Annotated in this window: 25 protein-coding genes; 9 read left to right on the top strand and 16 right to left on the bottom strand. The window is 73.0% G+C overall.

Annotated features, from left to right (window positions below):
- Nucleotides 1–6 precede the first annotated feature (6 nt).
- Together ACRWNP_RS32935 and recO are read right to left on the bottom strand one after the other, a co-directional pair.
- Nucleotides 7–849 carry an isoprenyl transferase gene (locus ACRWNP_RS32935; RefSeq protein ID WP_431967946.1) on the bottom strand — a complete coding sequence of 281 codons (843 nt, stop codon included), beginning with the start codon at nucleotides 847–849 and terminating at the stop codon, nucleotides 7–9.
- A 60-nt stretch (nucleotides 850–909) separates the two neighbouring features.
- Nucleotides 910–1,656 carry a DNA repair protein RecO gene (recO, locus tag ACRWNP_RS32940; RefSeq protein WP_431967948.1) on the bottom strand — a complete coding sequence of 249 codons (747 nt, stop codon included), beginning with the start codon at nucleotides 1,654–1,656 and terminating at the stop codon, nucleotides 910–912.
- Nucleotides 1,657–1,712: 56 nt separating this feature from the next.
- Here recO and ACRWNP_RS32945 point away from each other — a divergent pair, with 56 nt between their 5' ends.
- On the top strand, nucleotides 1,713–2,075 hold the full coding sequence (locus ACRWNP_RS32945) for a DUF1304 domain-containing protein (RefSeq protein WP_431967950.1): 363 nt from the start codon (nucleotides 1,713–1,715) through the stop codon (nucleotides 2,073–2,075).
- A 249-nt stretch (nucleotides 2,076–2,324) separates the two neighbouring features.
- Here the strand turns inward: ACRWNP_RS32945 and ACRWNP_RS32950 are convergent, their stop codons facing one another.
- The 5 genes from ACRWNP_RS32950 to leuA all read right to left on the bottom strand — a co-directional run bounded on the left by ACRWNP_RS32950 (nucleotide 2,325) and on the right by leuA (nucleotide 9,293).
- Complete coding sequence (locus ACRWNP_RS32950) at nucleotides 2,325–3,014, bottom strand: response regulator (RefSeq protein WP_431967952.1); 690 nt, start codon at nucleotides 3,012–3,014, stop codon at nucleotides 2,325–2,327.
- The gene (locus ACRWNP_RS32955) at nucleotides 3,011–4,285 is read right to left on the bottom strand and encodes a sensor histidine kinase (protein ID WP_431967954.1); all 1,275 of its coding nucleotides are present in this window, start codon (nucleotides 4,283–4,285) and stop codon (nucleotides 3,011–3,013) included. The genes ACRWNP_RS32950 and ACRWNP_RS32955 overlap by 4 nt, the downstream gene beginning before the upstream one ends.
- Before the next feature lie 64 nt (nucleotides 4,286–4,349).
- On the bottom strand, nucleotides 4,350–6,449 hold the full coding sequence (locus tag ACRWNP_RS32960; RefSeq protein ID WP_431967956.1) for an MMPL family transporter: 2,100 nt from the start codon (nucleotides 6,447–6,449) through the stop codon (nucleotides 4,350–4,352).
- Nucleotides 6,450–6,609: 160 nt separating this feature from the next.
- Nucleotides 6,610–7,347, bottom strand: a complete 738-nt coding sequence (locus tag ACRWNP_RS32965; protein WP_431968010.1) for a TerB family tellurite resistance protein — start codon at nucleotides 7,345–7,347, stop codon at nucleotides 6,610–6,612.
- A gap of 182 nt (nucleotides 7,348–7,529) precedes the next feature.
- On the bottom strand, nucleotides 7,530–9,293 hold the full coding sequence (gene leuA / locus ACRWNP_RS32970; RefSeq protein WP_431967958.1) for a 2-isopropylmalate synthase: 1,764 nt from the start codon (nucleotides 9,291–9,293) through the stop codon (nucleotides 7,530–7,532).
- A 306-nt stretch (nucleotides 9,294–9,599) separates the two neighbouring features.
- Here leuA and ACRWNP_RS32975 point away from each other — a divergent pair, with 306 nt between their 5' ends.
- On the top strand, nucleotides 9,600–10,718 hold the full coding sequence (locus ACRWNP_RS32975) for a M4 family metallopeptidase (RefSeq protein WP_431967960.1): 1,119 nt from the start codon (nucleotides 9,600–9,602) through the stop codon (nucleotides 10,716–10,718).
- 9 nt (nucleotides 10,719–10,727) lie between these two features.
- Nucleotides 10,728–10,994 carry a protealysin inhibitor emfourin gene (locus ACRWNP_RS32980; RefSeq protein ID WP_431967962.1) on the top strand — a complete coding sequence of 89 codons (267 nt, stop codon included), beginning with the start codon at nucleotides 10,728–10,730 and terminating at the stop codon, nucleotides 10,992–10,994.
- Nucleotides 10,995–11,017: 23 nt separating this feature from the next.
- Here ACRWNP_RS32980 and ACRWNP_RS32985 read toward each other — a convergent pair whose 3' ends face one another.
- The 3 genes from ACRWNP_RS32985 to ACRWNP_RS32995 all read right to left on the bottom strand — a co-directional run bounded on the left by ACRWNP_RS32985 (nucleotide 11,018) and on the right by ACRWNP_RS32995 (nucleotide 13,539).
- Complete coding sequence (locus ACRWNP_RS32985) at nucleotides 11,018–11,488, bottom strand: hypothetical protein (protein ID WP_431967964.1); 471 nt, start codon at nucleotides 11,486–11,488, stop codon at nucleotides 11,018–11,020.
- A gap of 78 nt (nucleotides 11,489–11,566) precedes the next feature.
- The gene (era, locus tag ACRWNP_RS32990; RefSeq protein WP_431967966.1) at nucleotides 11,567–12,520 is read right to left on the bottom strand and encodes a GTPase Era; all 954 of its coding nucleotides are present in this window, start codon (nucleotides 12,518–12,520) and stop codon (nucleotides 11,567–11,569) included.
- A 671-nt stretch (nucleotides 12,521–13,191) separates the two neighbouring features.
- Nucleotides 13,192–13,539, bottom strand: a complete 348-nt coding sequence (locus tag ACRWNP_RS32995) for a cytidine deaminase (protein WP_431967968.1) — start codon at nucleotides 13,537–13,539, stop codon at nucleotides 13,192–13,194.
- A 61-nt stretch (nucleotides 13,540–13,600) separates the two neighbouring features.
- On the opposite strand from ACRWNP_RS32995, the gene ACRWNP_RS33000 reads away from it, so the two are divergent.
- Nucleotides 13,601–14,158 carry a hypothetical protein gene (locus ACRWNP_RS33000; RefSeq protein ID WP_431967970.1) on the top strand — a complete coding sequence of 186 codons (558 nt, stop codon included), beginning with the start codon at nucleotides 13,601–13,603 and terminating at the stop codon, nucleotides 14,156–14,158.
- Between the two features lie 6 nt (nucleotides 14,159–14,164).
- Here ACRWNP_RS33000 and ACRWNP_RS33005 read toward each other — a convergent pair whose 3' ends face one another.
- Genes ACRWNP_RS33005 through ACRWNP_RS33015 form a run of 3 tightly spaced genes read right to left on the bottom strand, consistent with a single transcriptional unit; the run spans nucleotide 14,165 to nucleotide 17,029 of the window.
- Nucleotides 14,165–15,499, bottom strand: a complete 1,335-nt coding sequence (locus ACRWNP_RS33005; protein ID WP_431967972.1) for a hemolysin family protein — start codon at nucleotides 15,497–15,499, stop codon at nucleotides 14,165–14,167.
- A 5-nt stretch (nucleotides 15,500–15,504) separates the two neighbouring features.
- Complete coding sequence (gene ybeY, locus ACRWNP_RS33010; protein ID WP_431967974.1) at nucleotides 15,505–16,002, bottom strand: rRNA maturation RNase YbeY; 498 nt, start codon at nucleotides 16,000–16,002, stop codon at nucleotides 15,505–15,507.
- A 13-nt stretch (nucleotides 16,003–16,015) separates the two neighbouring features.
- Nucleotides 16,016–17,029 carry a PhoH family protein gene (locus ACRWNP_RS33015; protein WP_431967976.1) on the bottom strand — a complete coding sequence of 338 codons (1,014 nt, stop codon included), beginning with the start codon at nucleotides 17,027–17,029 and terminating at the stop codon, nucleotides 16,016–16,018.
- Nucleotides 17,030–17,165: 136 nt separating this feature from the next.
- Here ACRWNP_RS33015 and ACRWNP_RS33020 point away from each other — a divergent pair, with 136 nt between their 5' ends.
- Genes ACRWNP_RS33020 through ACRWNP_RS33030 form a run of 3 tightly spaced genes read left to right on the top strand, consistent with a single transcriptional unit; the run spans nucleotide 17,166 to nucleotide 18,351 of the window.
- Complete coding sequence (locus ACRWNP_RS33020) at nucleotides 17,166–17,681, top strand: GNAT family N-acetyltransferase (protein WP_431967978.1); 516 nt, start codon at nucleotides 17,166–17,168, stop codon at nucleotides 17,679–17,681.
- A 53-nt stretch (nucleotides 17,682–17,734) separates the two neighbouring features.
- Nucleotides 17,735–17,962 (top strand): FitA-like ribbon-helix-helix domain-containing protein, encoded by a 228-nt coding sequence (locus ACRWNP_RS33025; RefSeq protein ID WP_326576205.1) that lies wholly within the window; start codon nucleotides 17,735–17,737, stop codon nucleotides 17,960–17,962.
- A complete protein-coding gene (locus tag ACRWNP_RS33030; RefSeq protein ID WP_431967980.1) occupies nucleotides 17,959–18,351 on the top strand; it encodes a type II toxin-antitoxin system VapC family toxin in 393 nt (130 codons plus the stop codon). The genes ACRWNP_RS33025 and ACRWNP_RS33030 overlap by 4 nt, the downstream gene beginning before the upstream one ends.
- 19 nt (nucleotides 18,352–18,370) lie before the next feature.
- Here the strand turns inward: ACRWNP_RS33030 and ACRWNP_RS33035 are convergent, their stop codons facing one another.
- A complete protein-coding gene (locus tag ACRWNP_RS33035; RefSeq protein ID WP_431967982.1) occupies nucleotides 18,371–19,468 on the bottom strand; it encodes a carbohydrate kinase family protein in 1,098 nt (365 codons plus the stop codon).
- A gap of 125 nt (nucleotides 19,469–19,593) precedes the next feature.
- Here ACRWNP_RS33035 and ACRWNP_RS33040 point away from each other — a divergent pair, with 125 nt between their 5' ends.
- Entirely contained in the window at nucleotides 19,594–20,439 is an 846-nt protein-coding gene (locus ACRWNP_RS33040; protein ID WP_431967984.1) for an FHA domain-containing protein, read from the top strand.
- Nucleotides 20,440–20,708: 269 nt separating this feature from the next.
- Nucleotides 20,709–21,521: an HAD family acid phosphatase gene (locus ACRWNP_RS33045; RefSeq protein WP_431967986.1), complete on the top strand. Its 813-nt coding sequence runs from the start codon at nucleotides 20,709–20,711 to the stop codon at nucleotides 21,519–21,521.
- On the opposite strand, the gene ACRWNP_RS33050 is transcribed toward ACRWNP_RS33045, so the two are convergent.
- Both ACRWNP_RS33050 and ACRWNP_RS33055 read right to left on the bottom strand, forming a co-directional pair.
- A complete protein-coding gene (locus ACRWNP_RS33050; protein WP_431967988.1) occupies nucleotides 21,509–22,024 on the bottom strand; it encodes a hypothetical protein in 516 nt (171 codons plus the stop codon). The two genes, ACRWNP_RS33045 and ACRWNP_RS33050, sit on opposite strands and share 13 nt — an antisense overlap.
- 71 nt (nucleotides 22,025–22,095) lie before the next feature.
- Entirely contained in the window at nucleotides 22,096–23,085 is a 990-nt protein-coding gene (locus ACRWNP_RS33055) for an adenosine deaminase (RefSeq protein WP_431967990.1), read from the bottom strand.
- Nucleotides 23,086–23,100: the final 15 nt, after the last annotated feature.

Raw genomic sequence — 23,100 nt, forward strand, 5'->3', positions numbered from 1 at the left:
GGACCACTACTCGGTGTCCACACCGCTCTCCGTCGCCGGCGGCGGCTGCTCGTTGGGGATCGCGCCGCCGAAGCGGCGGTCGCGGGAGGCGTACTCCAGGCACGCGCGCCACAGGTCGCGCCGGTCGAAGTCCGGCCAGAGGACGTCCTGGAAGACCATCTCGGCGTAGGCGGACTGCCAGATCAGGAAGTTGGAGGTGCGCTGCTCGCCGGAAGGGCGGACGAACAGGTCCACGTCCGGCATGTCCGGGTGGTACATGTACTTGGCGAGGGTCTTCTCGGTGACCTTGGAGGGGTCGAGGCGACCCGCCTTTATGTCCTCGCCCAGTCGCGCCGCCGCGTCGGCGATCTCGGCACGGCCGCCGTAGTTGACGCACATGTACAGCGTCATCGCGTCGTTGTCGCGGGTCATCTCCTCCGCGACCTGGAGCTCCTGGACGACCGACTTCCACAGCCGGGGCATGCGCCCGGCCCAGCGGACGCGGATGCCCATCTCGTGCATCTCGTCGCGACGCCGGTGGATGACGTCCCGGTTGAAGTTCATGAGGAAGCGGACCTCGTCGGGGGAGCGCTTCCAGTTCTCGGTCGAGAACGCGTAGAGGGAGAGGTTCTTGACCCCGAGTTCCAGGCAGCCCTTGAGGACGTCCAGCACGACGGACTCGCCGACCTTGTGCCCCTCGGTGCGGGGCAGCCCGCGCTCCTTGGCCCAGCGGCCGTTGCCGTCCATCACGATGGCCACGTGCCGGGGGACGAGCTCACCGGGGATCTTGGGGGGCTGCGCGCCGGACGGGTGCGGGTCGGGAGCCCGGTACTCGCGCCGGGGACGGCTCAGAATCCCGCGTACTGCCATGACCTTGCTCTCCACTTCCTGTGCCTCACGACTTGGTGCTGCCGGGCCCGCCGGGTACCGCTACTTCTCGATGAAGCGCAGACTGCGCAAGCCGCGCTCCAGGTGCCACTGCAGATACGCGGCGACCAGTCCGCTGCCCTCCCGGCAGTGGCGCGGTTCGCACGCGTCGGCGGTCTCCCAGTCCCCTCCGAGCAACGCGCCGAGGAGTTCCAGTGACTCCAGTGAGGGTACGACGCTTCCGGGCGGGCGGCACTCGCCGCACACGACTCCTCCCGCGGCGACCGAAAAGAACCGATTCGGCCCGGGCATCCCGCACTTCGCGCAGTCATCGAAGCTGGGCGCGTAGCCGTTGACCGCCAGCGAACGCAGCAGGAACGCGTCGAGCACCAGGCGCGGGTCGTGCTCACCGCCGGCGAGCGTGCGCAGGCCGCCGACCAGCAGCAGGTACTGCTGCACCGCTGGTTCGCCCTCGTGGTCGGTGAAGCGCTCGGCGGTCTCCAGCATCGCCGTGCCCGCGGTGTAGCGGGCGTAGTCGGTGACGATGCGGCTGCCGTAGGGGGCGATCGTCTCGCCCTGGGTGCACAGCGGCAGGCCGCGGCCGATCAGCTCTCCCCCGCGCGCGAAGAACTGCACGTCCACATGGGAGAAGGGCTCCAGCCGCGCCCCGAACTTGGACTTCGTCCGCCGCACGCCGCGGGCCACCGCCCGCACCCGGCCGTGCCGGCGGGTGAGCAGGGTGATGATCCGGTCCGCCTCGCCCAGCTTCTGGGTGCGCAGCACGATGCCGTCGTCGCGGAACAGACTCATGCGTTCATTCTTCCGTACCGAACGACCGGACCGGCCCGGGTCGTACGCTACGGCCCATGTCGATCACAGCGACCGTCGCCGTGCTGCTCATAGCGGCCCTCCACGTCTGCATCCTGGTCCTGGAGATGTTCCTGTGGACCACCCCCCGCGCCAGGGGCGCCTTCGGGACCACCGCGCAGTTCGCGCAGGAGAGCAAGGCGCTCGCGGCCAACCAGGGGCTCTACAACGGCTTCCTCGCCGCGGGGCTGGTGTGGGGCGCCGTGGCGGGCGACCCGGTGGGCTTCCAGGCGAAGGTGTTCTTCCTGGCCTGCGTGGCGGTCGCCGGGCTGTACGGCGCCGCGACCGCGAGCCGGCGCATCCTCTTCGTGCAGACCGTGCCCGCGCTCGTCGCCCTGGCCCTGGTGCTGGCGGTCGGCTGACGGACTCGGTCACCTACCGCATCGCGGCGACCAGCCCCGACGGCACCGAGCCGGAAATACCGTGCGGCTACGCGGACCGCCGGCGGCGGATGCCCGGGTGCCGGCCCTGCGCGGGGCGCGAGCGGACCCCGGGGCGGCGCCCCGGGACAGGGCGCCGGCGACGGCCGCGGACGCCCGGCACCAAAGCGCGACGGTGTGGATCGCGCTCGCCTGCACCGCCCGTCGCCACCGCGGTCGCGGGCCGGGGGGTCACCCGCCGGGCCCCGCCGTCCCGCCGGGCGCGACCAGGCCCGACTCGTAGGCCGCGATCACCAGCTGGGCGCGGTCGCGGGCGCCGAGCTTGCCCATGATCCGGCTGACGTGCGTCTTGGCGGTCAGGGGGCTGAGGCCCAGCGCCTCGGCGACCTCCGTGTTGTTCAGGCCCCGCGCGACGAGGGCGAGCACCTGCCGCTCCCGTTCGGACAGCGCGGCGAGGCGTTCCGGGGCTGGTCCGCCCGGTGGCGGGCCCTCCGGGAGGCGCAGCACGCGGGCGATGAGCCGCGCCGTCGGCCCCGGCGACAGCAGCGCCTCGCCCGCTGCGACCGTGCGGATGGCGTCGAGCAGGTCGGCGGGGCGGGTGTCCTTGACGAGGAAGCCGCTGGCCCCGGCGCGCAGCGCGGGGACGACGTGGTCGTCGGTGTCGTACGTGGTGAGCACCAGCACCCGGACCCCGGCCAGGCCGTCGTCGGCGGCGATGAGCCGGGTGGCCTCGATGCCGTCGAGGTCCGGCATGCGGATGTCCATGAGCACCACGTCGGCGCGGCCGGCGCGGGCCGCCGCCATGGCCTCCCGCCCGGTGGCCGCCTGCCCCACGACCCGCATGTCGGGAGCGGAGTCGACGAGCATCGCGAAGGCCTCGCGGACCAGGGTCTGGTCGTCGGCGAGCAGGACGCGGATCACGCCGCGCCTCCCGCGAGCGCCCCGCTCCCTGCGAGCGGGAGGACGGCCGCGACGGTGAAGCCGCCCTCCGCGGAGGGGCCGGCGGTCAGGGTGCCGCCGACGCTGCGGGCCCGCTCGCGCATGCCGATGAGGCCGTAGCCGGCCGGGGCGGGCTCCTCCGCCGCCGGTCTGGCCGGCGCCATGGCCCGCCAGGGACGCCACTTGCCGTCCTGCTGCGGCGAGGCCGCCGCTCCCGCCCCGGCGCAGGGACCGTCGTCGGTGACGGCGATGCGCAGGGCCGCCGCCTCGGCGTCCAGGCAGAGGCCGACCCGGACCCGGGTGCCGCCGCCCGCGTGCCGTACCGCGTTGGTCAGGGCCTCCTGCACGATCCGGTACGCCGCCGCGCCGATGGCCGGGGGCACCCCGTCGGCGGCGCCGGGCGCGACCGCCAGTTCCACCCGTGCCCCGGCGGCCTCCGCCGACCGGGCCAGGTCGGCGACGCCGGCCAGGCCCGGCAGCGGGCCGCGTTCGTCGTCGCCGCCGCGCAGCACCTGCAAGGTGCCCCGCAGTTCCACGCGGGCGTCACGGCAGGTCTGCGCGATGTTGTCCAGGGCCCCGGCGACGGCCGTGCGGTCCAGCCGGTCCGGGTCGGCGAGCAGCACGTGCGCGGCGACCGAGGTCTGCACACCGATCACGGTGATGCTGTGGGCCAGCAGGTCGTGCAGGTCGCGGGCGATCCGCAGGCGTTCCTCGGCGACCCGGCGGGCCGCCTCCTCCTCGCGGGTGCGGATCGCCCGCTCGGCGCGCTCGACGATCGCGGCCACGTACTTGCGGTGGATCCGCACCGCCTCGCCGACCAGGGCCATCGCCACGACCCAGCCGCCGCTGCGGAGCACGTCGGTGACCGCGTGCCGGTCCGGGGTGGCCGCCATCACCGACGCCATGATCCCGATGACCGCCGCCACCGTCGGGAAGGTCCGCAGCGGCGGTCCGGCCACGGCCAGCGAGTACACGGCCACCATGCTCGCCGGCACGACGGCCACATGGAGGTTGTCCAGCGCGTGGTAGGGGCCGACGGCCAGGACGGTCGCGATCATCACGGCCATCGGCGCCCGCCGCCGCGCCGTCAGCACCAGCGCGCCGGCGACGAGCAGCGTCCAGCCCAGCGCGTCCGGCCGGTGCCCGTTGCGCTCGGGGAAGAACACGGCGAGCGCGCACTGCGCCGCGAGCACGGTGACGGCGAGGAGGACGTCGCCGTGGGAGGCGAGGACGATGCGTGGCTGCTTGGGCACGGCTCCATCTTCCGTTACGGGGTCGGCGGGCTCCCAGGGTGCTGCCCGGGCCGTCCGGACGGGGTCACGCCCGGGAGAGCCGGCCCGGCCACCACACCCGGCGTCCCAGCGTCAGGCTCGCCGAGGTGACGAGGCAGGTCCGCACCAGGAAGGTGTCCAGCAGCACCCCGACCGCGATGACGAAGCCCAGCTCCACCAGCGACACCAGGGGCATGGCGAGCAGCACCGAGAAGGTAGCCGCCAGCACCAGCCCGGCGGAGGCGATGACCCCTCCGGTGGTGCGCAGCGCGGTGAGGGCCGCCGCGGCGGGCGCGGCGCCGGCGAGCGATTCCTCGCGCATCCGGTGCATCAGGAAGATGCCGTAGTCGACACCGAGGGCGACGAGGAAGACGAAGGAGAGCAGCGGGAGCCCCGGGTCCGTGCCGGCGAAGCCGAAGAGCGGGCCGAAGACCAGTCCGCCGATGCCCAGCGACGCCCCCCACACGGCGATCACCGCCGCGACGAGCAGCAGCGGCGCGACGAGGCTGCGCAGCAGCGCGACGAGGACCAGCAGCACCGAGAGCAGGACGAGCGGCACGACGAACAGGCGGTCCCGCGCGCTGGTGTCCGCGAGGTCGAGCTGCTGGGCGCCGGGGCCGCCGACGTACGTCCCGTAGCGGCCGTCCAGTTCCGCGCGCAGCGCCTTGATGGTGGCGGCCTCGGCCGCCGACTCCGGCACGGCCCGGGCGGTGACGGACAGCTCGGTCCAGCCGCCGCCGCTGCGGCCGCGTTCCACGGCGGCCACGCCCTCGGTGGTCCGGGCGGCCGCCGCGACCTCGTCGGCCCGGCCGGTGGGCGCCATGACGGTGATCGGCTGGGCACCGCCGCCGCTGTCCGCGCGGGCGAGGGTGCGCATGGCCGCGACCGACTCGGGGGCGCTGGTGAAGGCGTCGTCGTTCTTGAGGCCGCCGGGCAGGTTGAGCGCGCCGACCGCCAGCGCGCCCAGCAGGACCAACCCGCCCACGAGCACGACCAGCGGACGGCGGGCGACGGAGCGGCCCATGGTGGTCAATAGTCCGCGCCGGACGGGCGGTTGGCTGCCGTGCGCCGGGACCAGCGGCCAGAAGACCCGGCGGCCCAGCAGCACCAGCAGCGCGGGCAGCAGCGTCGTCATGGCCACCAGCGCGCACAGCACGCCGACCGCGGCGATCGGGCCCATGCCCCGGCTGCTGTTGAGGTCGGCGGCGAGCAGGCACAGCAGGCCCACGGCCACCGTCGCGGAGGAGGCCAGTACCGCGGGCCCGCAGCCGCGCAGGGCGGCCCGCATGGCGTCGTACGGGCGTGGCACGCGCCGGAGTTCCTCGCGGTAGCGGGAGACGAGCAGCAGCGCGTAGTCGGTACCGGCGCCGAAGACGAGGATGGTCATCACGCCCTGGCTCTGGCCGGTGACGGTGATGTCGAAGGCGCGGTGGAGGCCGTGGACCGCGGCCATGGCCGTGGCGTCGGCGACGCCCGCGACGACGAGCGGCAGCAGCCACAGCAGCGGGCTGCGGTAGATGAGGATCAGCAGGACGGCGACGACGGCCACCGTGGTGTACAGCAGCGGCCCGTCCAGCGAGGAGTAGACCTCCTTCATGTCGGTGCCGACCGCCCCGGGCCCGCCGACCTCGACGGTCAGCCCGTCGCCGCCGGTCGCCGTGGCGCGCACGTCCTCGACGAAGGCCTCGGCGGCAGCGTCGTCCTGACCCGGCTCGGTGCTGGCGACCGGGTACATCAGGGTGCTGCCGTCCCGCGACGCGACGCCCCGCGGCTGCCCCTCGCCGGTGAGGCGGTGCGCCCTCGCGACAGCGGCGACCTGCTCCGCGGCCCTGGCCCGGTCGGCGGCGGTCAGCCCGCCGTCGCGGTGGTAGACGACGAACAGCTCGGTCGCCTCGCCGCCGGGCAGGGCGTCCTGCAACTCGGCCACCTGCGTCGAACCGGCGCTCGCCGGTAGGTAGTCGACGGCGCGGTTCTGCTGGTCTCCGGCGAGCCTGCCCGCCATCGGCCCGGCGAGCGCGAGCACCCCGAGCCACAGGACGAGCACCCCCCAGGGCACCAGCCGCGCTCCGCGCCGTCCCTTCCGTACGCCGCGCGGCGGCGCCTGCGCCGGCGCGCCCGCCGTGCTCTTCGTGCTCGTGGCCCCCATCTCGGGCCTCCCTCCGGGCCGGTGGTCTGGTCGCTTCCAGACTTCCGGCCGCGGAGCCGCGTTTCGTCAGGCCGCAGGGCGAGCCGCGCGTTACTGCCCGGGGTGCGGGACGGGTCCCGTTACTCCCTGGGGAGTACGCCCGGCGGGGCGGGGACGGCCGTCAGGACGGCGTACGGGCCGCGGCCTCCAGGATGCGCTCGGTGTCCTCGCCGACGAGGCCGAGGCAGCGGCCGACGGCGCCGAGGACCTCGCGCTCGGCGGGCAGGTAGGGGCCGTCGGCGAGGGCGATCTGGGCGCCCTGGAGCAGGATGTGCTCGCGTCCCTGGGGGGCCAGGTGCCGGGAGAGGGGTTCCAGGGCCTCGTGGAGCTCGATGGACAGCCAGCTGCCGCAGCCGTCGAAGGCGTCCGCGAGCCCGTCGGCGTCCAGGGCGTCGGAGGCGCCGGGGAACCGGCCCTCGTCGGCGACGATCGCGGCGAGCAGGCCGAGCAGCTGGTCCTCGGTGCAGTCGGTGAACCCGGCCGAGCGGACCGCGCCGACAGCGGCCTCGCGTGCCCCGCGCCCCATGGCGCCGCCCGCGGTGAGCACGGCGAGGGCGACGGTGTGGACGGCGTCGCGGAGCATGGCGGAGAAGACGGTGGTGGTGGGCTGCTCCAGGACCTCGGGGCCGCGGCGCGCCCGGCAGACCACGCACTCCACGACCGTGCCGGCCGAGCCGCGCGGCAGGAGGGGCAGGCCCAGCAGGGTCAGCCGCCGGGTGCCGGTGCGCCGCCGGTAGCCGCGGTCGCCGCCGCAGCCGGCGCAGAAGAACTCCCCGTCACCTTCGGTGTGCCAGACCGTCCGCACGCCCAAGATGCACAAGCCCTTGATCTGGAGCACTTCGCACCCTCCGGCCGCCATCTTGATTACACCGGTTCGTCCCATTACGCGCCGCAGGCGTGGGTAACGCTCCGGCAACGGCGCCGTCATGACGTGATGTTAGCCACATGAGCGACGCGCAGTCAGTACCACGAGAGGGCCGAATACAAGAATCGGCCACGGCGCCCGGGTGGGCGCCATGGCCGGTTCACCGTCCGCGGTGACTAGCGGGCCGCGCGATTGACGGCGGAGACGACCGCCTTCAGCGAGGCGCGGGTGGTGTTGGCGTCGATGCCGATGCCCCACAGGACCTTGCCGTCGATGGCGCACTCGATGTAGGAGGCGGCCTGGGCGCTGGCGCCCTCGCTCATGGTGTGCTCGGTGTAGTCCAGCAGACGGGCGTCGACCCCGACCGAGGCCAGCGCGTCGAAGAACGCCGAGATCGGGCCGTTGCCGGTGCCGGTCAGGACCGTACCGGCCCCGTCCACGACCGCCTCGACGGTCAAAGTGTCGGCGCCGTCGCTGCTGGTCGAGGTCTGCGCCGAGCGCAGCGCGATGCGGCCCCAGGCGTTCTCGGGGGTGGGCAGGTACTCGTCCTCGAAGATGGACCAGATCTCCGTCGGGGTGACCTCGCCGCCCTCGGCGTCGGTCTTCGCCTGGATGATCTTCGAGAACTCGATCTGCATCCGGCGCGGCAGGTCCAGCTTGTGGTCGTTCTTCAGGACGTACGCGACGCCGCCCTTGCCGGACTGCGAGTTGACGCGGATGACGGCCTCGTAGGAGCGGCCGACGTCCTTGGGGTCGATCGGCAGGTACGGGACCGCCCACTCGATCTCGTCGACCGTCTTCCCCTGGGCGGCCGCGTCGGCCTCCATGGCGTCGAAGCCCTTCTTGATGGCGTCCTGGTGGGAGCCGGAGAAGGACGTGTAGACCAGGTCGCCCACGTACGGGTGGCGCGGGTGGACCTCCATCTGGTTGCAGTACTCGGCGGTGCGGCGGATCTCGTCGATCTGCGAGAAGTCGACCATCGGGTCCACACCCTGGCTGAACAGGTTCATGCCCAGGGTGACCAGGTCCACGTTGCCGGTGCGCTCGCCCTGGCCGAACAGGCAGCCCTCGACGCGGTCGGCACCGGCCATCACGGCCAGCTCGGCGGCGGCCACCGCCGTGCCGCGGTCGTTGTGCGGGTGCGCGGACAGGCAGACGAACTCGCGGCGGCTCAGGTTCCGCGACATCCACTCGAAGCGGTCCGCGTGGGTGGAGGGCGTGGAGCGCTCCACGGTCGCCGGCAGGTTCAGGATGATCTCGCGGCCGTCCTCGGGCTGCCAGACGTCCATCACCGACTCGCAGACCTCCAGCGCGAAGTCCAGCTCGGTGTCGGTGAAGATCTCCGGGCTGTACTGGTAGCCGAAGACGGTCGCGTCGCCCAGGACCTTGTCCGCGTACTCCATGACCAGCCGCGTGCCGTCCACGGCGATCTGCCGGATCTGCTCCTTGGAGCCGCGGAAGACCACCCGGCGGAAGGTCGGGGCGGTGGCGTTGTACAGGTGCACGGTCGCGCGCGCCGCGCCGCGCAGCGACTCCACGGTCCGCTCGATCAGCTCCTCGCGGGCCTGGGTCAGCACGGAGACGGTGACGTCGTCGGGGATCGCGCCCTCTTCGATGATGGAGCGCACGAAGGCGAAGTCGGTCTCGCCCGAGGCCGGGAAGCCGACCTCGATCTCCTTGTAGCCCATCTTCACCAGCAGGTCGAACATCGCGCGCTTGCGGGCCGGTGACATCGGGTCGATCAGCGCCTGGTTGCCGTCCCGCAGGTCGGTCGACAGCCAGCGGGGGGCCCTGGTGATCCGCCGGTCGGGCCAGGTGCGGTCCGGGATCCGCACGGCCTCGTACGGCTTGTACTTGTGGACCGGCATCGCGGTGGGCCGCTGGCGCACGGTCGCGGCGGTGATGGGCGTGGGGCGGCCGACGGCGTTCGGGGTGGACATCTGCGGGGGTGCTCCTCGGTTGCGGCTGTGGAGGCGGCCGACCGGCGCTGGTGCAACGCCAAACCCCGCGGGGAGGGAGTCGACCTGGACTACAGGCCCTCGCCGCGGCAGCTAAGAAGAAGCAGCCCGAAACGCATGATGCTGTCGACCATAACCGAGCCCCCGGGGACCCTGCAGCCGCTGCGGCGTTCTTCTCAGTATGCAAGACCGCCCGCGATGACCTGAAAAACGCACATCTTCCCCCCTTTTCGTGGATCATGGTCACAGCTAGTGACAGACCGTGAGCAACGTGCCACATTGCCCTGCATGGAGCAGACACCCGTTTTCTGCACGATCGTGCCGCCGCACGTCCTCGACGAGGTCGCCCGCAACGAAGACCGCGCACTCGCCGAGCCCGCCCGCCGCACCCTGGAACGCGACGCCGCCGAGCGCACCCGCCGCCGGCTGACCACCGTCATCGGCGCCCTCCCGGTGATCGGCGCGGAGCCGTCCGACCTGCCGCGCCGCACGATCAGCGACGCGGAGCACCAAACGGACCTTCCCGGGCGGAAGGTCCGCGACGAGGGCGACGCCGCCTCGGCCGACGCGACGGTCAACCGGGCCTACGACGGCCTCGGGGCGACCTTCGAACTCTTCCTGACGGCGTACGGCCGCCACTCCATCGACGACGCCGGTCTTCCGCTGGACGCCACCGTCCACTACGACCGCGACTACAACAACGCGTTCTGGAACGGCGGGCAGATGGTCTTCGGGGACGGCGACGGGGAGCTCTTCCTCGACTTCACGCTCCCCATCGACGTCATCGGCCACGAACTCACCCACGGCGTGACCCAGTACACCGCGAACCTCGACTACTTCGGCCAGTCCGGCGCTCTCAACGAGTCGGTGTCCGACGTCTTCGGCTCCCTGATCAAGCAGTACGCGCTCGGCCAGACCGCCGACCGGGCGGACTGGCTGATCGGCGCCGGCCTGCTCGCGCCGCGCGTCACGGGGGTCGCGCTGCGTTCCATGAAGGCCCCGGGCACCGCCTACGACGACGACGTCCTCGGCAAGGACCCGCAGCCCGGCCACATGGACTCCTACGTCCGCACCTCGCGGGACAACGGCGGTGTGCACATCAACTCCGGCATCCCCAACCGGGCGTTCCAGCTGCTCGCCACCGCGCTGGGCGGCTACGCCTGGGAGCGGGCCGGCCGGATCTGGTACGACGTGCTGACCGGCGGGGAGTTGTCACCGCGCGCGACCTTCGCGGAGTTCGCGCAGGCGACGGTCGGCGCGGCCGCCGCACGCTTCGGCGAGGGCGAGGAGCACGCGGCGGTCGTGAAGGCCTGGTCGGAGGTCGGCATCCCGGCCGCCGTGGGCGGCAGCGACCTGCCGCGCCAGTCCCCGGCGCCGGAAGGTGCGCGGCCGCCCGTACAGGGGTAGGCGTCCGCCATGCGCATACAGGTGATCCGCTCCGGCGGTTTCGCGGGGATCGAGCGCCGGGCCGTGCTGGACACCGCCGGCCGGCCCGACGCCTTCCGTCTGCACGCCCTGGCCCGCGACGTCCTCGCCGCGGGTCCGGCCTCGCCCCCGCAGGGCGTACCGGACGGCTTCCGGTACGAGATCACGATCGACGGCCGTACGGTGCACTGCGCGGACCCTCGGCTGTCCGAGGAGCAACGGGAACTGGTCCAGCTGGTGCTGAAGGAGGGCGCGTAGGGCCGGCCGCAGGCCGCCGGGGGTCAGTCCCGTCGGCGCGGCGCGGATCCGGCCCGGGTTCGCACGAACCACATGTAGCAGGCCAGACCGAGTGATGCGCGCACCATGGAGTCCGCCCACACCGTCGGGAGACCGTCCGAGCTGCTCCGCCAGCCCACCCCGTACAGGAGTAGCAGACTCAGCGCTCCGGCCGTTGCGAGGGCGAATCCGTATCCAGCCGCTGCCCTCCGGCTCCGGCCCAGCCAGGACCCCAGCAGCCCGGCCGGGATCTGCACGGCCAGATGCAGGGCCAGGCACATCGCCGACACCGGGACAAGGAGGATGAAGGGCGCGTCCGCGGTGGGATCGTCCGGCGGTGTCGCGTAGGCGGCGTTCACCATCCACAGGGGTGGCACGAGGAAGGTGAGCAGGAGGACGGTCCCGCTCAGGTGCATGGCGCCCAGATGTCGCGGTACGGGACGCCGCACCTTGCCGCCGCCCGCTCCGTCCCCCACACGCGCCCCCTCCGCCGCCCGTTCGGTCCCGGGTGATGGTACTCGGCGGGCCCGTCAGCCGGGAGGCGGGGCGGTGCCTCAGAAGCCCAGCTTGCGCAGCTGCTTGGGGTCGCGCTGCCAGTCCTTGGCGACCTTCACGTGCAGGTCGAGGAAGACCGGCGTTCCGAGCAGCGCCTCGATGTGGCGGCGGGACTTGGTGCCGACCTCCTTCAGGCGGGCGCCCTTGGGGCCGATGATGATGCCCTTCTGGCTGGGGCGCTCGATGTAGATGTTGGCGTGCACGTCCAGCAGCGGCTTCTCCGCGGGGCGGCCCTCGCGCGGCAGCATCTCCTCCACCACGACGGCGATGGAGTGCGGCAGCTCGTCCCGTACGCCCTCGAGCGCGGCCTCGCGGATGAGCTCGGCGACCATGACCTGCTCGGGCTCGTCGGTGAGGTCGCCCTCCGGGTAGAGGGCGGGGCCCTCGGGGAGCAGCGGGACGATGAGGTCGGCGAGGAGGGAGACCTGCCTGTCGCCGACGGCGGAGACGGGGATGATCTCCGCCCACTCGATGCCCAGCTCGGCGCCGAGCTGGTCGACGGCGACCAGCTGCTCGGCGAGCCGCTTGGAGTCCACCAGGTCGGTCTTGGTGACGATGGCCACCTTGGGGGTCTTGCGGACCTCGGCCAGCTCCTTGGCGATGTAGCGGTCGCCGGGGCCGAGCTTCTGGTCGGCGGGCAGGCAGAAGCCGATCACGTCCACCTCGGCCCAGGTGGTGCGGACGACGTCGTTGAGCCGCTCGCCGAGCAGGGTGCGCGGCTTGTGCAGACCGGGCGTGTCGACGAGGACGAGCTGCGCGTCCGGGCGGTGCACGATGCCGCGCACGGTGTGCCGGGTGGTCTGCGGACGGTTGGAGGTGATGGCCACCTTCGTACCGACGAGAGCGTTGGTCAGGGTGGACTTGCCCGCGTTGGGGCGGCCCACGAAACAGGCGAAGCCGGCCCGGTGGGCGGGGGCGGGGGTCGTCTCGGTGCGAACGCTCATGGCGACCATTGTCCCTGATCCACCGGGCCCGGCTGACGCCCGCGCGGCACCGGCCGCCCAGCGCGGCCGGGCTCGCTCACCGGGACGGGGCGGCCCGGACCGCTCCCGCGACGGCTCCGGGGGTCTCGGCCGCCGGGACAACGTTCGACTCGGGCCCGCCGGGCGGACCCCGCGGCCGCCTCCGACCGCCCGCGGGGCAGGCGAGGGGAGTGGGGCGGCCGGGCGCGCGCCATGCCTGGTCGGCGGGGGCGGCGGGTCCTTGGTACCGGACGCCCGGCACGCCCCTGCCGACCCGGATCCCTTCCGGGAGGGCGCGGATGCCGGCGGGCCGGAGGGCGCTCCAGGGCCTCGGTGATGCGGGCCAGGGTGTCGGTGTGCGGTTCCCCACGGGCGGCCGAGCGGTTCCCCGCGATGTGCGCCACCGGGGACGGGGACGACGTGCTGGTACTGACGCAGCGGCCAGGCCGGGAAATCCGGCCCGGGGTGAGGCCGTGAGGCCGTCGTCGCGCTCACGGAAGGCGACGCGGAGGTGCTCGCGCCCCGAAGTCGTGGCCCGCCCCGTACGGGGCCCGGGGGCCTGACGCCCGCGGACTCGACCCTGGTGTGGCGCTCGGCCGACCGGCGCCCCGATGTCGCGGAGTTCGTGGAGGCGTTCCCGCGGGCGGCCGCGCCGGGGCGGCTCAGCCCGCGGTGACCGTCGCCCGCACGGCGCCGTCGGGTCCGGCCAGCAGCACGGGGGTGCCGGCGCCGCCCAGGTCGCGCACGGCCGCGCGGTCCGCCTCCGCCACCGCGTCCGCCTCGGACACCACGGCGGCCGCCTCCAGCGACGTGGCACCGCTCGCCACGGCCATGGCGACCGCGGTCTGCAGCGCGCTGAGCGACAGCGACTGCAGGGCGACGGTGCCCGCCACATAGGTGCGGCCCGTCTCGTCGCGGACCGCCGCGCCCTCGGGAACGCCGTTGCGGGCACGGGTCGAGCGGGCCAGGGTGATGATTTTGCGGTCTTCCGGGTGCAGCGCATCGCTCATGCGGTCAGCGTAGCCGTCCCGGGGGCTTCCCCCGGGGACGGGGCGTTGTCATGATCCCTGCATGAAGCAGGGAGAGGAACCCATCTACGAGGCACGCTTCGGCTTCGACCGCAAGACCGTCGGCATCCTGACGCTCACGGTGCTGTTCACCGCGCTCGCGGTGGCGCCGGGCCTCGGGACACCGGCGGCGATGCAGGTCTTCGGAGCCGTCTTCTTCGGCGGCGGCGGTCTGCTGATCGCCTCGAACTCGCTGACCCGCAAAGTGGCCCTGCGGGTCGACGCGACGGGGGTGCTCCTGGGTGGGGCGCCCCTGCGCTACCGGGCCACCACCGCGCACGTGCCGTGGGAGGACGTCACGGCCGTGGTGCTGTGGCGGCAGGGCGTCACGCACGGCGCGCGGGTCCCCTGGATCGGGCTGGCCCGCCGCGAGGGCGCCCCGGCGCTGCCGGGCGCCGGACAGGGGCCCGTGGGGCGCGCCGTCGCCGGTGCCCTGGTCCCCGTGCCGTTCGACCTGCTCATGGCGTCCCGCCAGATCAGTGGCTGGCGGCTCGACCGGCGGCGCCTCGCCGCCGCACTGGAGCACTTCGCCCCCGGCATCCCGCTCGTCGACGAGGGCTGACCGGCCCTACCCGCCGTGCATCGCCCCGTCCGGCTCCGGACCCGCCGGATCCTCGTCCGTGACGGCCGCGACCGGCTCGACGAGGACCGCGCCAATGCGGTTGCGGCGGCCCGAGGGGGCCTCGGCGGTGAGCCGCAGCGCGGTGGGGGCGTCCGGGGCCGAGGCGGTCTCGGGAAGCCCGACGACCGCCGAGGCGCCGGGGATGGGGACCCGGCCGAGGGTCTTGGCGAGCAGGCCGCCGACCGTCTCGACGTCCTCGTCGTCGAGGTCCACGCCGTAGAGCTCGCCCAGGTCGCCGAGGTCGAGGCGGGAGGTGACACGGTAGCGGCCCGCGCCGAGCTCCACGACGGGCGGCAGTTCGCGGTCGTACTCGTCGGTGATCTCGCCGACGATCTCCTCCAGGATGTCCTCGATGGTGACGATGCCGGCCGTTCCGCCGTACTCGTCGATGACGACGGCGACGTGGTTGCGCTCGCGCTGCATCTCGCGCAGCAGGTCGCCGGCGTTCTTGGTGTCGGGGACGAAGAAGGCCGGGCGCATCAGCGAGGAGACCGGGTCGGTCTCGGCGTCCCGGTTGATGTGCACCCGACGGGCGAGGTCCTTGAGGTAGACGATGCCGACGATGTCGTCCTCGCTCTCGCCCGTGACCGGAATGCGCGAGAAACCGCTGCGCAGGGCGAGGGTCATGGCCTGGCGGATCGTCTTGTAGCGCTCGATGGCGATCAGCTCGGTGCGCGGCACCATGACCTCGCGCACCAGGGTGTCGCCCAGCTCGAAGACGGAGTGCACCATGCGGCGCTCCTCGTCCTCGATGAGGGACTCGCTCTCGGCGAGGTCCACCAGCGCGCGCAGCTCCGCCTCGGACGCGAACGGGCCCTGGCGGAAGCCCTTGCCGGGGGTGAGCGCGTTGCCGAGGAGGATCAGCAGCGCCGGGACCGGCCCCATGACCCGGGCCAGCGGCAGCAGCACGTACGCCGCCGCGGTGGCGGTGTTCAGCGGGTGCTGGCGGCCGATGGTGCGGGGCGAGACGCCCACCGCGACGTACGAGACCACGATCATGACAGCGACCGCCACCAGGACCGCCTGCCAGGTCCGCTCGAAGTGCCGGACGCACACGACGGTGACCAGCACCGCCGCCGCCATCTCACAGGCCACCCGGACCAGCAGGGCGACGTTGAGGTAGCGGGTCGGGTCCGAGGACACCGCCAGCAGTTTGTCCGCGCCGCGCCGGCCGGCACGCACCGCGGCCTCCGCCCGGAAGCGGGAGGTACGGGCGATGCCGGCCTCGGCGCAGGCGGCCAGCCAGGCGACGACGACCAGCAGGACGGCGAAGACCACCATCGCGATCAGTGGGTGGTCGTCGGGGCCGGCGACGGCCCCTGGATGCCGCGCTCGGCGCGCCAGCCGTCGAGGATGGCCTTCTGCAGGCCGAACATCTCGGCCTTCTCGTCGGCCTCCTCGTGGTCGTAACCGAGCAGGTGCAACACCCCGTGGACGGTGAGCAGCTGCAGCTCCTCGTCCATGGAGTGCTTGGTCACGGCCGCGTCGCCCTGCTTCTTGGCCACCTCGGGGCAGAGCACGATGTCCCCGAGCAGGCCCTGCGGGGGCTCCTCGTCGTCCTTCCCGGGACGCAGCTCGTCCATCGGGAAGGACATGACGTCGGTGGGGCCCGGTTCGTCCATCCACTGGATGTGCAGCTGCGCCATGGCGTCGGCGTCGACCGCGATGACCGAGAGCTCGGACAGCGGGTGGATACGCATGTGCTGCAGGGCGTAGCGGCTGATGTCGAGCACCGCCGCCTCGTCGAAATCCCAGCCGGATTCGTTGTTGACGTCGATCGCCATAGTGCTTCGGTGGCTACTTTCGGTTGCCGTTGAGGTCGTCGTAGCGCTCGTAGGCGTCCACGATGCGCCCGACCAGCTTATGGCGTACGACATCCGAGCTCGTCAGACGCGAGAAGTGCACGTCCTCGACGCCCTCGAGGATGTCCACGACCTGGCGCAGCCCGCTCTTCGTGCCACCGGGGAGGTCGACCTGCGTGACGTCTCCGGTGACGACGATCTTGGAGTCGAAGCCGAGCCGGGTGAGGAACATCTTCATCTGCTCGGCGCTGGTGTTCTGCGCCTCGTCGAGGATGATGAACGCGTCGTTGAGCGTGCGGCCGCGCATGTACGCCAGAGGAGCGACCTCGATCGTGCCGCTCGCCATGAGGCGGGGGATCGAGTCGGGGTCGATCATGTCGTGCAGCGCGTCGTACAGCGGGCGCAGGTACGGGTCGATCTTCTCGTAGAGCGTGCCGGGCAGGAAGCCGAGCCGCTCGCCCGCCTCGACGGCCGGACGGGTCAGAATGATCCGGTTGACCTGCTTGGACTGCAGGGCCTGGACCGCCTTGGCCATGGCCAAGTAGGTCTTGCCGGTACCCGCCGGGCCGATGCCGAAGACGATCGTGTGCTTGTCGATCGCGTCGACGTAGCGCTTCTGGTTCAGGGTCTTGGGGCGGATGGTGCGGCCCCGGCTGGACAGGATGTTCTGGGTGAGCACCTGGGAGGGGGTCTCCTCCAGGCCGTCGCTTCCGCTGTCCTGGCGGAGCATGGCGATCGACCGCTCCACTGCGTCCTCCGTCATCGGCTGGCCTGTGCGCAGTACCAGCATCATCTCGTCGAAAAGGCGCTGGACCAGCGCGACGTCCGCGGGTTCGCCGCTCGCGCTGATCTCATTGCCTCGTACATGGATGTCGACGGCCGGGAACGCCTGCTCTATCACGCGCAGAAGCGAGTCGCCCGACCCCAGGACGGTCACCATGGGGTGCTTGGCCGGTACCACGAAGTGGGCGCTCGTCTGCGGTTGCTGCGTTGTCGGTGTCTGAGTCATGGGCCAGGCTCGACGGCCTGCTCATCCCGCCTTCTGCTGTTCGACATGCCACTGGGCTTGGGGTTCAAGGGTACGTCGGTGCCGCTGGGGTTCCGAGAGGTTTTACGCTGCGTCACGCACCGGGTAGGACTGGGGAATGGAGATCCGCACCGGAGGACCCGAGGACCTGCCCGCGACGCTCGCCCTGCTCGACGGGGCCATCGCGTGGCTGACCGCACGCGGCCGCACCGGCCAGTGGGGCACCCGCCCCTGGTCCTCCCGGCCCCCGGCGGTGGAACGTGTGACCCGGTACGCCGAGGAGTACCTGCTGCGCGCCGCCGAGACCGACGGCCGGCTGGTGGGCGTGTGCGTGCTGGCCGAGGAGAAGCCCGACTACGCCCCGCCCGTCGACGAGCCCGAGCTGTACCTGCGGCTGCTGGTCACCGACCGGTCGCTGTCCGGCAGCGGCATCGGCGCCGCCCTGGTGGAGGACGCCGTCGCCGAGACACGACGGCGCGGCATCCGGCTGCTGCGCGTCGACTGCTACGCGGGCGACGACGGCCGCCTCGTGCGGCAGTACGAGACCCTGGGCTTCACCCGCGCCCAGCCCTTCACCGTTCCCCGGGAGGAGGGCGCCCACTGGCCGGGCCGGATCCTGGAGCGCCGAGTGTGACGACGCATGCGAAACGCATGCATGCATGCGTTTCGCATGCTAGGGTGGACGACATGGCGAACATCCAGATCAAGGACGTCCCCGATGACGTGCACCGCACTCTCAAGCACCGCGCGGTCGAGGCGCACCAGTCCCTGAACGAGTACCTGCGCCAGAGGCTGATCGAACAGGCGAGAACGCCGACAGTCGACGACATACTGGCCAGCGCCCGGAAGTCGGCGACAGCCGACTACACCGTGGAGGACCTGCTGGGTCACCTCGACGAGGGGCGCCGCGGGTGATCGTCGTCGACGCGTCCGCGCTCGTCCTGGCCCTCACCCATGGCGGCCCACCGGGCGATCTCGCGCGCAAACGCCTGTCCGGCGAGATCCTGCACGCACCGGCCGTCATCGAGTTCGAGGCGGCTCATGCGATCCGTGGCCTGTCGCTCGGGGGGAAGCTGGAGCAAGCGGCGGCGGAGACGGCGATCACGCTGCTGTCCGCCCTGCCGATCCAGCGCATGCCGGGCTATGCCCTGCTCGATCGCGTCTGGGAGCTGCGCGCCAACCTCTCCGCGTACGACGCTTCCTACGTCGCCCTCGCCGAACACCTGAAGTGCGCCCTGGTCACAGGAGACGCCCGGATCGAGCGCGCCAAGGCGGCCCGCTGCCCCGTCGACGTGATCGCCTGACGCGGGTCCCGCCACGGCGTCAGCGCATCGGCGGCGGGCGGAAGCCGATCGTCGGCACGGCGCGGCGCAGGGGCCAGCGGCGGGTGCCTGTGGGCAGCAGGTCGTCCAGGAAGGCGTAGCGGCGCAGCGCGGTGCGGTCCTGGTCGTCGTAGGCCTTGGCGTGCTGCCACCAGGCCGCGATCTCGATCCAGCCGGGCGCCGACAGCGAACCGCCGAACTCCTGCACCGACAGCGCGGCCGTGAGGCACGCGAAGGCCAGCCGGTCGGCCAGAGCCCAGCCGGCCAGGGTGCCGGTCAGGAAGCCCGCGACAAAGACGTCCCCGGCGCCCGTGGGGTCCAGGGCCTCCACGGAGAGCGCCGGGACCTCGGCGGCCTGCCCGGCCGCGGAGTCCACCGCGTACGCGCCCTCGGAACCGAGCGTCACCACCGCCAGCGGCACCATTTCGGCCAGCTTGCGGGCGGCGGCCCGGGGACAGTCGGTGCGGGTGTAGCGCATGGCCTCGGCGGCGTTCGGCAGGAAGGCCTCGCAGTGCGCCAGGTCGGCGAGGTCGGCGCGGTCCCAGCGGCCGCTGTCGTCCCAGCCGACGTCGGCGAAGACCCGGCTGCCCCGTCCTGCGGCGGTGCCGATCCACTCCTGCTGCGGCACCCCGGGCACCAGGGAGGCCACACACGCCCGGCTCGGCGGCGGGCACGGCGGGGCGGGCTCCTCCGGCGGCGGGGCCTCGTGGCCGTGGCTGATCATGGTGCGCTCGCCCTCGTACGCCATGGAGACCGTGACCGGGGAGTGCCAGCCGGGGATCTTGCGGGAGAGCGCCAGCTCGATGCCCTCGCCCTCGGACAGGGAGTCCCAGCAGTAGTCGCCGTACACGTCGTCGCCGAAGGCCGCCGCGAGCGAGGTGCGCAAGCCCAGCCGGGCGAGTGCGGTCGCCATGTTGGCCACGCCTCCGGGACTCGACCCCATGCCGCGTGCCCAGGACTCGGTGCCGCGCACGGGCGCACGGTCGAGACCGGTGAAGATGATGTCCAGGAAGACCGTGCCGGTCAGGTACACATCGGTCTCCGGGTCGTCCGGCCCGCGCACCGCCGCGAGCGGATCGAGGACGGGCTGGTCTTTCACCCGGGCTCCTCCCGACCTGGTGTCGTTCCGACCGATCGTACGCGCGCCCGGGCCGTGACCAGCGTTTGTCCGCGCGGGGACGCGGACGGATGCTGAGGGAAAGCGGATGACCCCAGGGGCTGGAGATGCCCGGACACTCGGCCGCACCGCCACAACTGATCGTGACCACGGGGCCGGACGCCGGACGGACCTACCCCGTGCCGGCCGGCTACTGCGAGATCGGCAGGCTGGCCGGCAGCGGGATACGGCTCGAAGCGGAGGGCGTGAGCCGGCGGCACGCCGCGATGAACCGCGCAGGGCGTCACGTCGTGCTCAGTGACCTCGGCTCGACCAACGGCACCTACCTCAACGGGACCCTGATCGACGCGCCGCGTCCCCTGCACGACGGGGACCTGCTCCGCATCGGCCACGTCGAACTGCGGCTGTCGGTGGAGTCGGCCCGGCTGGTGCGACCGGACCCCGCGGACGACGCGGAGCCCCCGCAGGCCGGGGAGATCCCCGGGCCCTCCCCGCCGCTGACCGTCCTCCACGACCTCGCGGACACCCGGCCCCGGTCAGGGCCCGGCGGCACCCGGGGCTATCCGTCCGGGCGCGCGCAGTACCTCGCAGGCCGCCGGCGCTACGGCGGCGGGCGCGAGGCGGACCCCGGAGCCGCCGAGGAGGCCTGCGACGGGCTGCTGCGGGTGCGGGGGCCGGGGCGGGTGCTCATGGCCGCCGGGGTGATAGTGGCGCTCGCCGGGTTCGCCATCTGGGTGTCCCTGATCCTCAGCCTGCTGGGCGGCGTCGGCAGTGCGCAGGCCCCGCCGGACCCCTTCGCGGAGACCCTGTGGGGGCTGCCGAAGGCCCCGCTGGGCTTCACCGCGTTCGCGGCGGGCGCCGTGCTCTGCGCGGGCGGCGCGGCCCTGTCTAGGCACGCCCGCGGGAGGGGCGCCGCGCCGCGCCGGCGGCGTCCCGGCCGGCACCGCCCCTGACCCTCGGGCGGGCACGGGCACGGGCACGGCGGTGCGGGGCCCGGCCGCGGCGGCATACCAAAGCTTTGCCGGTCCTTTCCGCACGTGCCGACCTGGGCTGATCCTTCCCCGGACGACGATCCGGGGTCACCGCGCGTAGACAGCCCTTGACCAGCATGATCGAGACCCATAGCGTCGCCACGTCAACGAGCCCCGCAGGGCCGGGCGTTCCCCGAAAGCGCGTGGGCCGGCCGTGCGCGCGCCCCCGGCCGGATCGAAGGAGCCACCCCATGCCCGCTGCCAGACCGTCCGTGTTCACCCGCGGGCGCACCCGCACCGTGGCCGCCGCAGTCGCCGCGGTGGCGGCCGCCACCCTCTACGGCGTCGGCGCGGCGACCGCCGACACCTCCGTGCCCCGCAGCGACAAGCAGATCCCCAACCTCACCGACGTGGTCACCGACATCAAGGCGTACTACGGCGACACCGTCGACGCCTCCGGTGAGCACCAGGCCGCCGCCGACAGCAACTACGCCAAGCAGGTCGCCGGCATCGAGAAGAAGGCCCGCAGCTACCTGCGGAACGCCCTCGCGAAGTCCGCGCACCAGCGCCACGGCAGGCCGGCGATCGTCCTGGACGTCGACGACACGTCCCTGCTGACGTACAACTACGAGCTGGAGGTGGGCTTCAACTACACGCCGGCCTCCAACGACGCGTACATCCAGAACAAGGACATGGCCCCGGTCTTCGGCATGCCGCAGCTGGCCGACTGGGCCGCCGACCACGGCGTGACGGTCTTCTGGATCACCGGCCGCCCGGAGACGCAGCGCGCCGCGAGTGTCCGCAACCTCGCGGCCGCCGGCTACACCTCCACCGCCGACCCGGCCCACTTCTTCCTGAAGAACAAGGTCGCCACCGGCTACCTGCCCTGCTCCGCCCCGACGTGGACCTGCTCCACCGTCGACTACAAGGCGGGCACCCGGGCCCACATCGAGGCGCAGGGGTACGACATCATCGCCAACTTCGGCGACCAGTACAGCGACCTGAACGGCGGTCACGCCGACAAGTCGTTCAAGCTTCCCAACCCGATGTACTACGTGCCCTGACCGGCGGCGGGCCGCCAGCCCGCGGTGCCCGTCCCCCCATGCGGGGGGCGGGGGCCGCGGCGCCGCGCGCGGGCCAGCCACAGGCCCCGGCCCAGCGACCACAGCACCAGCCCGGCGACCACGGGACCGCCGAGCAGGATCGCAAGTCCCGCGCCGATGTTGGCGCCGATGACCCCGGCCGTCACCGTCCGCCAGATCGCGCCGGCCAGCATCCCGGCCGCGACCAGCGGCCCTATCACCGCCCACCACCGGCCGTCGAAGCGGTCAGGCCCGGGACGGGAGGCCCGGCCCAGCAGCAGGGCCGCCCCGGTGGCCAGCACGGCCGCGGCCGCCCCGATCGCGGTCTCCGCCCCTTCCGGGATGCCGAAGGGCCGCACCAGGTAGTCCAGTTCGGCGGGCTCGAAGCCGGCGGCGTCCTGCCGGCCCAGGAGCCCCCAGGTGGCGACGGGCGTGGTCACGATCAGCGTGACGGCCGCTGCGGGCCGCATCAGGTGCCTTCGCATGACTCCATGCTCCGCCCACGCGGCAGGGCCCGCATGAGTGCGCGTACTCAGACCGGCGCGCGCGGAGGCACTCAGAACGTGTGGGCGTCCACCTCGGCGAGATACCGGGCGCGCAGTTCCTCCTCGTCGTCGAGGAAGGCGGCCAGGAAGGAGTTGCGGGCCAGCCGCCGCAGGGCGTCCTCGTCGAGCGGGAGCGCGGCGGCCACGGCGTCGAAGGTGTCGCCGACGTAGCCTCCGAAGTAGGCGGGGTCGTCGGAGTTCACGGTGACCAGCAGCCCCGCGGCGAGCATGGCGGGCAGCGGGTGGTCGGCGAGGGTGGCCACGCAGCGCAGCCGCACATTGGACAACGGGCAGACGGTCAGTGGCACCTGGTCCCGGGCCAGCCGGGCCACCAGGTCCGGGTCCTCCATGCTGCGGATGCCGTGGTCGATCCGGTCGACGCCGAGCACGTCCAGCGCCTCCCACACGTACGCCGGCGGGCCCTCCTCGCCCGCGTGCGCGACCCGGCGCAGGCCCGCCGTGGCGGCTGCCTCGTACACGGCGCGGAACTTCGACGGCGGGTGACCGACCTCGGCGGAGTCCAGGCCGACGGCGCTGATCCGGTGCAGATGGGGCCGGGCGGCCTCGAAGGTCTCCAACGCGGACTCGGCGGACTCGTCCCGCAGGAAGCACATGATCAGCCGTGTGCTGACGCCGTGCCGTTCCCGGCTGCGGTCCAGGGCCCGCGCCAGGCCCGCCACCACCGCGCCGACCGGGACGCCGCGCGCGGTGTGCGCCTGCGGGTCGAAGAAGATCTCGGCGTGCCGCACGCCCTGCGCGGCGGCGCGAGCGAGATAGGCCTCGGCGAGGTCGGTGAAGTCCTCCTCCGTGCGGAGCACGGCCATGAGCGCGTAGTACAGGTCCAGGAAGGACCGCAGGTCGCTGAAGGAGTAGGCCTGCCGCAGCTCCTCGGCCGAGGCGTACGGCAGGTCGACCCCGTTGCGCTCGGCGAGGGCGAAGGCGAGCTCGGGTTCGAGGGTGCCTTCGATGTGCAGATGAAGTTCGGCCTTCGGGATGCTCACCTCGCAACCGTACAG

It is taken from the genome of Actinacidiphila sp. bgisy160 (genome assembly GCF_965342435.1).
Lineage (GTDB): Bacteria > Actinomycetota > Actinomycetes > Streptomycetales > Streptomycetaceae > Actinacidiphila.

What these genes read in the sequence shown, in the direction of transcription:
- ACRWNP_RS33020 (WP_431967978.1), top strand. Translation starts at nt 17,166, where the DNA reads ATGGAGATCCGCACCGGAGGACCCGAGGACCTGCCCGCGACGCTCGCC.
- ACRWNP_RS32980 (WP_431967962.1), top strand. Translation starts at nt 10,728, where the DNA reads ATGCGCATACAGGTGATCCGCTCCGGCGGTTTCGCGGGGATCGAGCGC.
- ybeY (WP_431967974.1), bottom strand. Translation starts at nt 16,002, where the DNA reads ATGGCGATCGACGTCAACAACGAATCCGGCTGGGATTTCGACGAGGCG.
- ACRWNP_RS32935 (WP_431967946.1), bottom strand. Translation starts at nt 849, where the DNA reads ATGGCAGTACGCGGGATTCTGAGCCGTCCCCGGCGCGAGTACCGGGCT.
- ACRWNP_RS32975 (WP_431967960.1), top strand. Translation starts at nt 9,600, where the DNA reads ATGGAGCAGACACCCGTTTTCTGCACGATCGTGCCGCCGCACGTCCTC.
- ACRWNP_RS33045 (WP_431967986.1), top strand. Translation starts at nt 20,709, where the DNA reads ATGCCCGCTGCCAGACCGTCCGTGTTCACCCGCGGGCGCACCCGCACC.
- ACRWNP_RS33015 (WP_431967976.1), bottom strand. Translation starts at nt 17,029, where the DNA reads ATGACTCAGACACCGACAACGCAGCAACCGCAGACGAGCGCCCACTTC.
- ACRWNP_RS33005 (WP_431967972.1), bottom strand. Translation starts at nt 15,499, where the DNA reads ATGGTGGTCTTCGCCGTCCTGCTGGTCGTCGTCGCCTGGCTGGCCGCC.
- era (WP_431967966.1), bottom strand. Translation starts at nt 12,520, where the DNA reads ATGGTCGCCATGAGCGTTCGCACCGAGACGACCCCCGCCCCCGCCCAC.
- ACRWNP_RS33040 (WP_431967984.1), top strand. Translation starts at nt 19,594, where the DNA reads ATGCCCGGACACTCGGCCGCACCGCCACAACTGATCGTGACCACGGGG.
- ACRWNP_RS33000 (WP_431967970.1), top strand. Translation starts at nt 13,601, where the DNA reads ATGAAGCAGGGAGAGGAACCCATCTACGAGGCACGCTTCGGCTTCGAC.
- ACRWNP_RS33025 (WP_326576205.1), top strand. Translation starts at nt 17,735, where the DNA reads ATGGCGAACATCCAGATCAAGGACGTCCCCGATGACGTGCACCGCACT.
- ACRWNP_RS32995 (WP_431967968.1), bottom strand. Translation starts at nt 13,539, where the DNA reads ATGAGCGATGCGCTGCACCCGGAAGACCGCAAAATCATCACCCTGGCC.
- recO (WP_431967948.1), bottom strand. Translation starts at nt 1,656, where the DNA reads ATGAGTCTGTTCCGCGACGACGGCATCGTGCTGCGCACCCAGAAGCTG.
- ACRWNP_RS32960 (WP_431967956.1), bottom strand. Translation starts at nt 6,449, where the DNA reads ATGGGGGCCACGAGCACGAAGAGCACGGCGGGCGCGCCGGCGCAGGCG.
- ACRWNP_RS33050 (WP_431967988.1), bottom strand. Translation starts at nt 22,024, where the DNA reads ATGCGAAGGCACCTGATGCGGCCCGCAGCGGCCGTCACGCTGATCGTG.
- ACRWNP_RS32965 (WP_431968010.1), bottom strand. Translation starts at nt 7,347, where the DNA reads ATGGCGGCCGGAGGGTGCGAAGTGCTCCAGATCAAGGGCTTGTGCATC.
- leuA (WP_431967958.1), bottom strand. Translation starts at nt 9,293, where the DNA reads ATGTCCACCCCGAACGCCGTCGGCCGCCCCACGCCCATCACCGCCGCG.
- ACRWNP_RS32945 (WP_431967950.1), top strand. Translation starts at nt 1,713, where the DNA reads ATGTCGATCACAGCGACCGTCGCCGTGCTGCTCATAGCGGCCCTCCAC.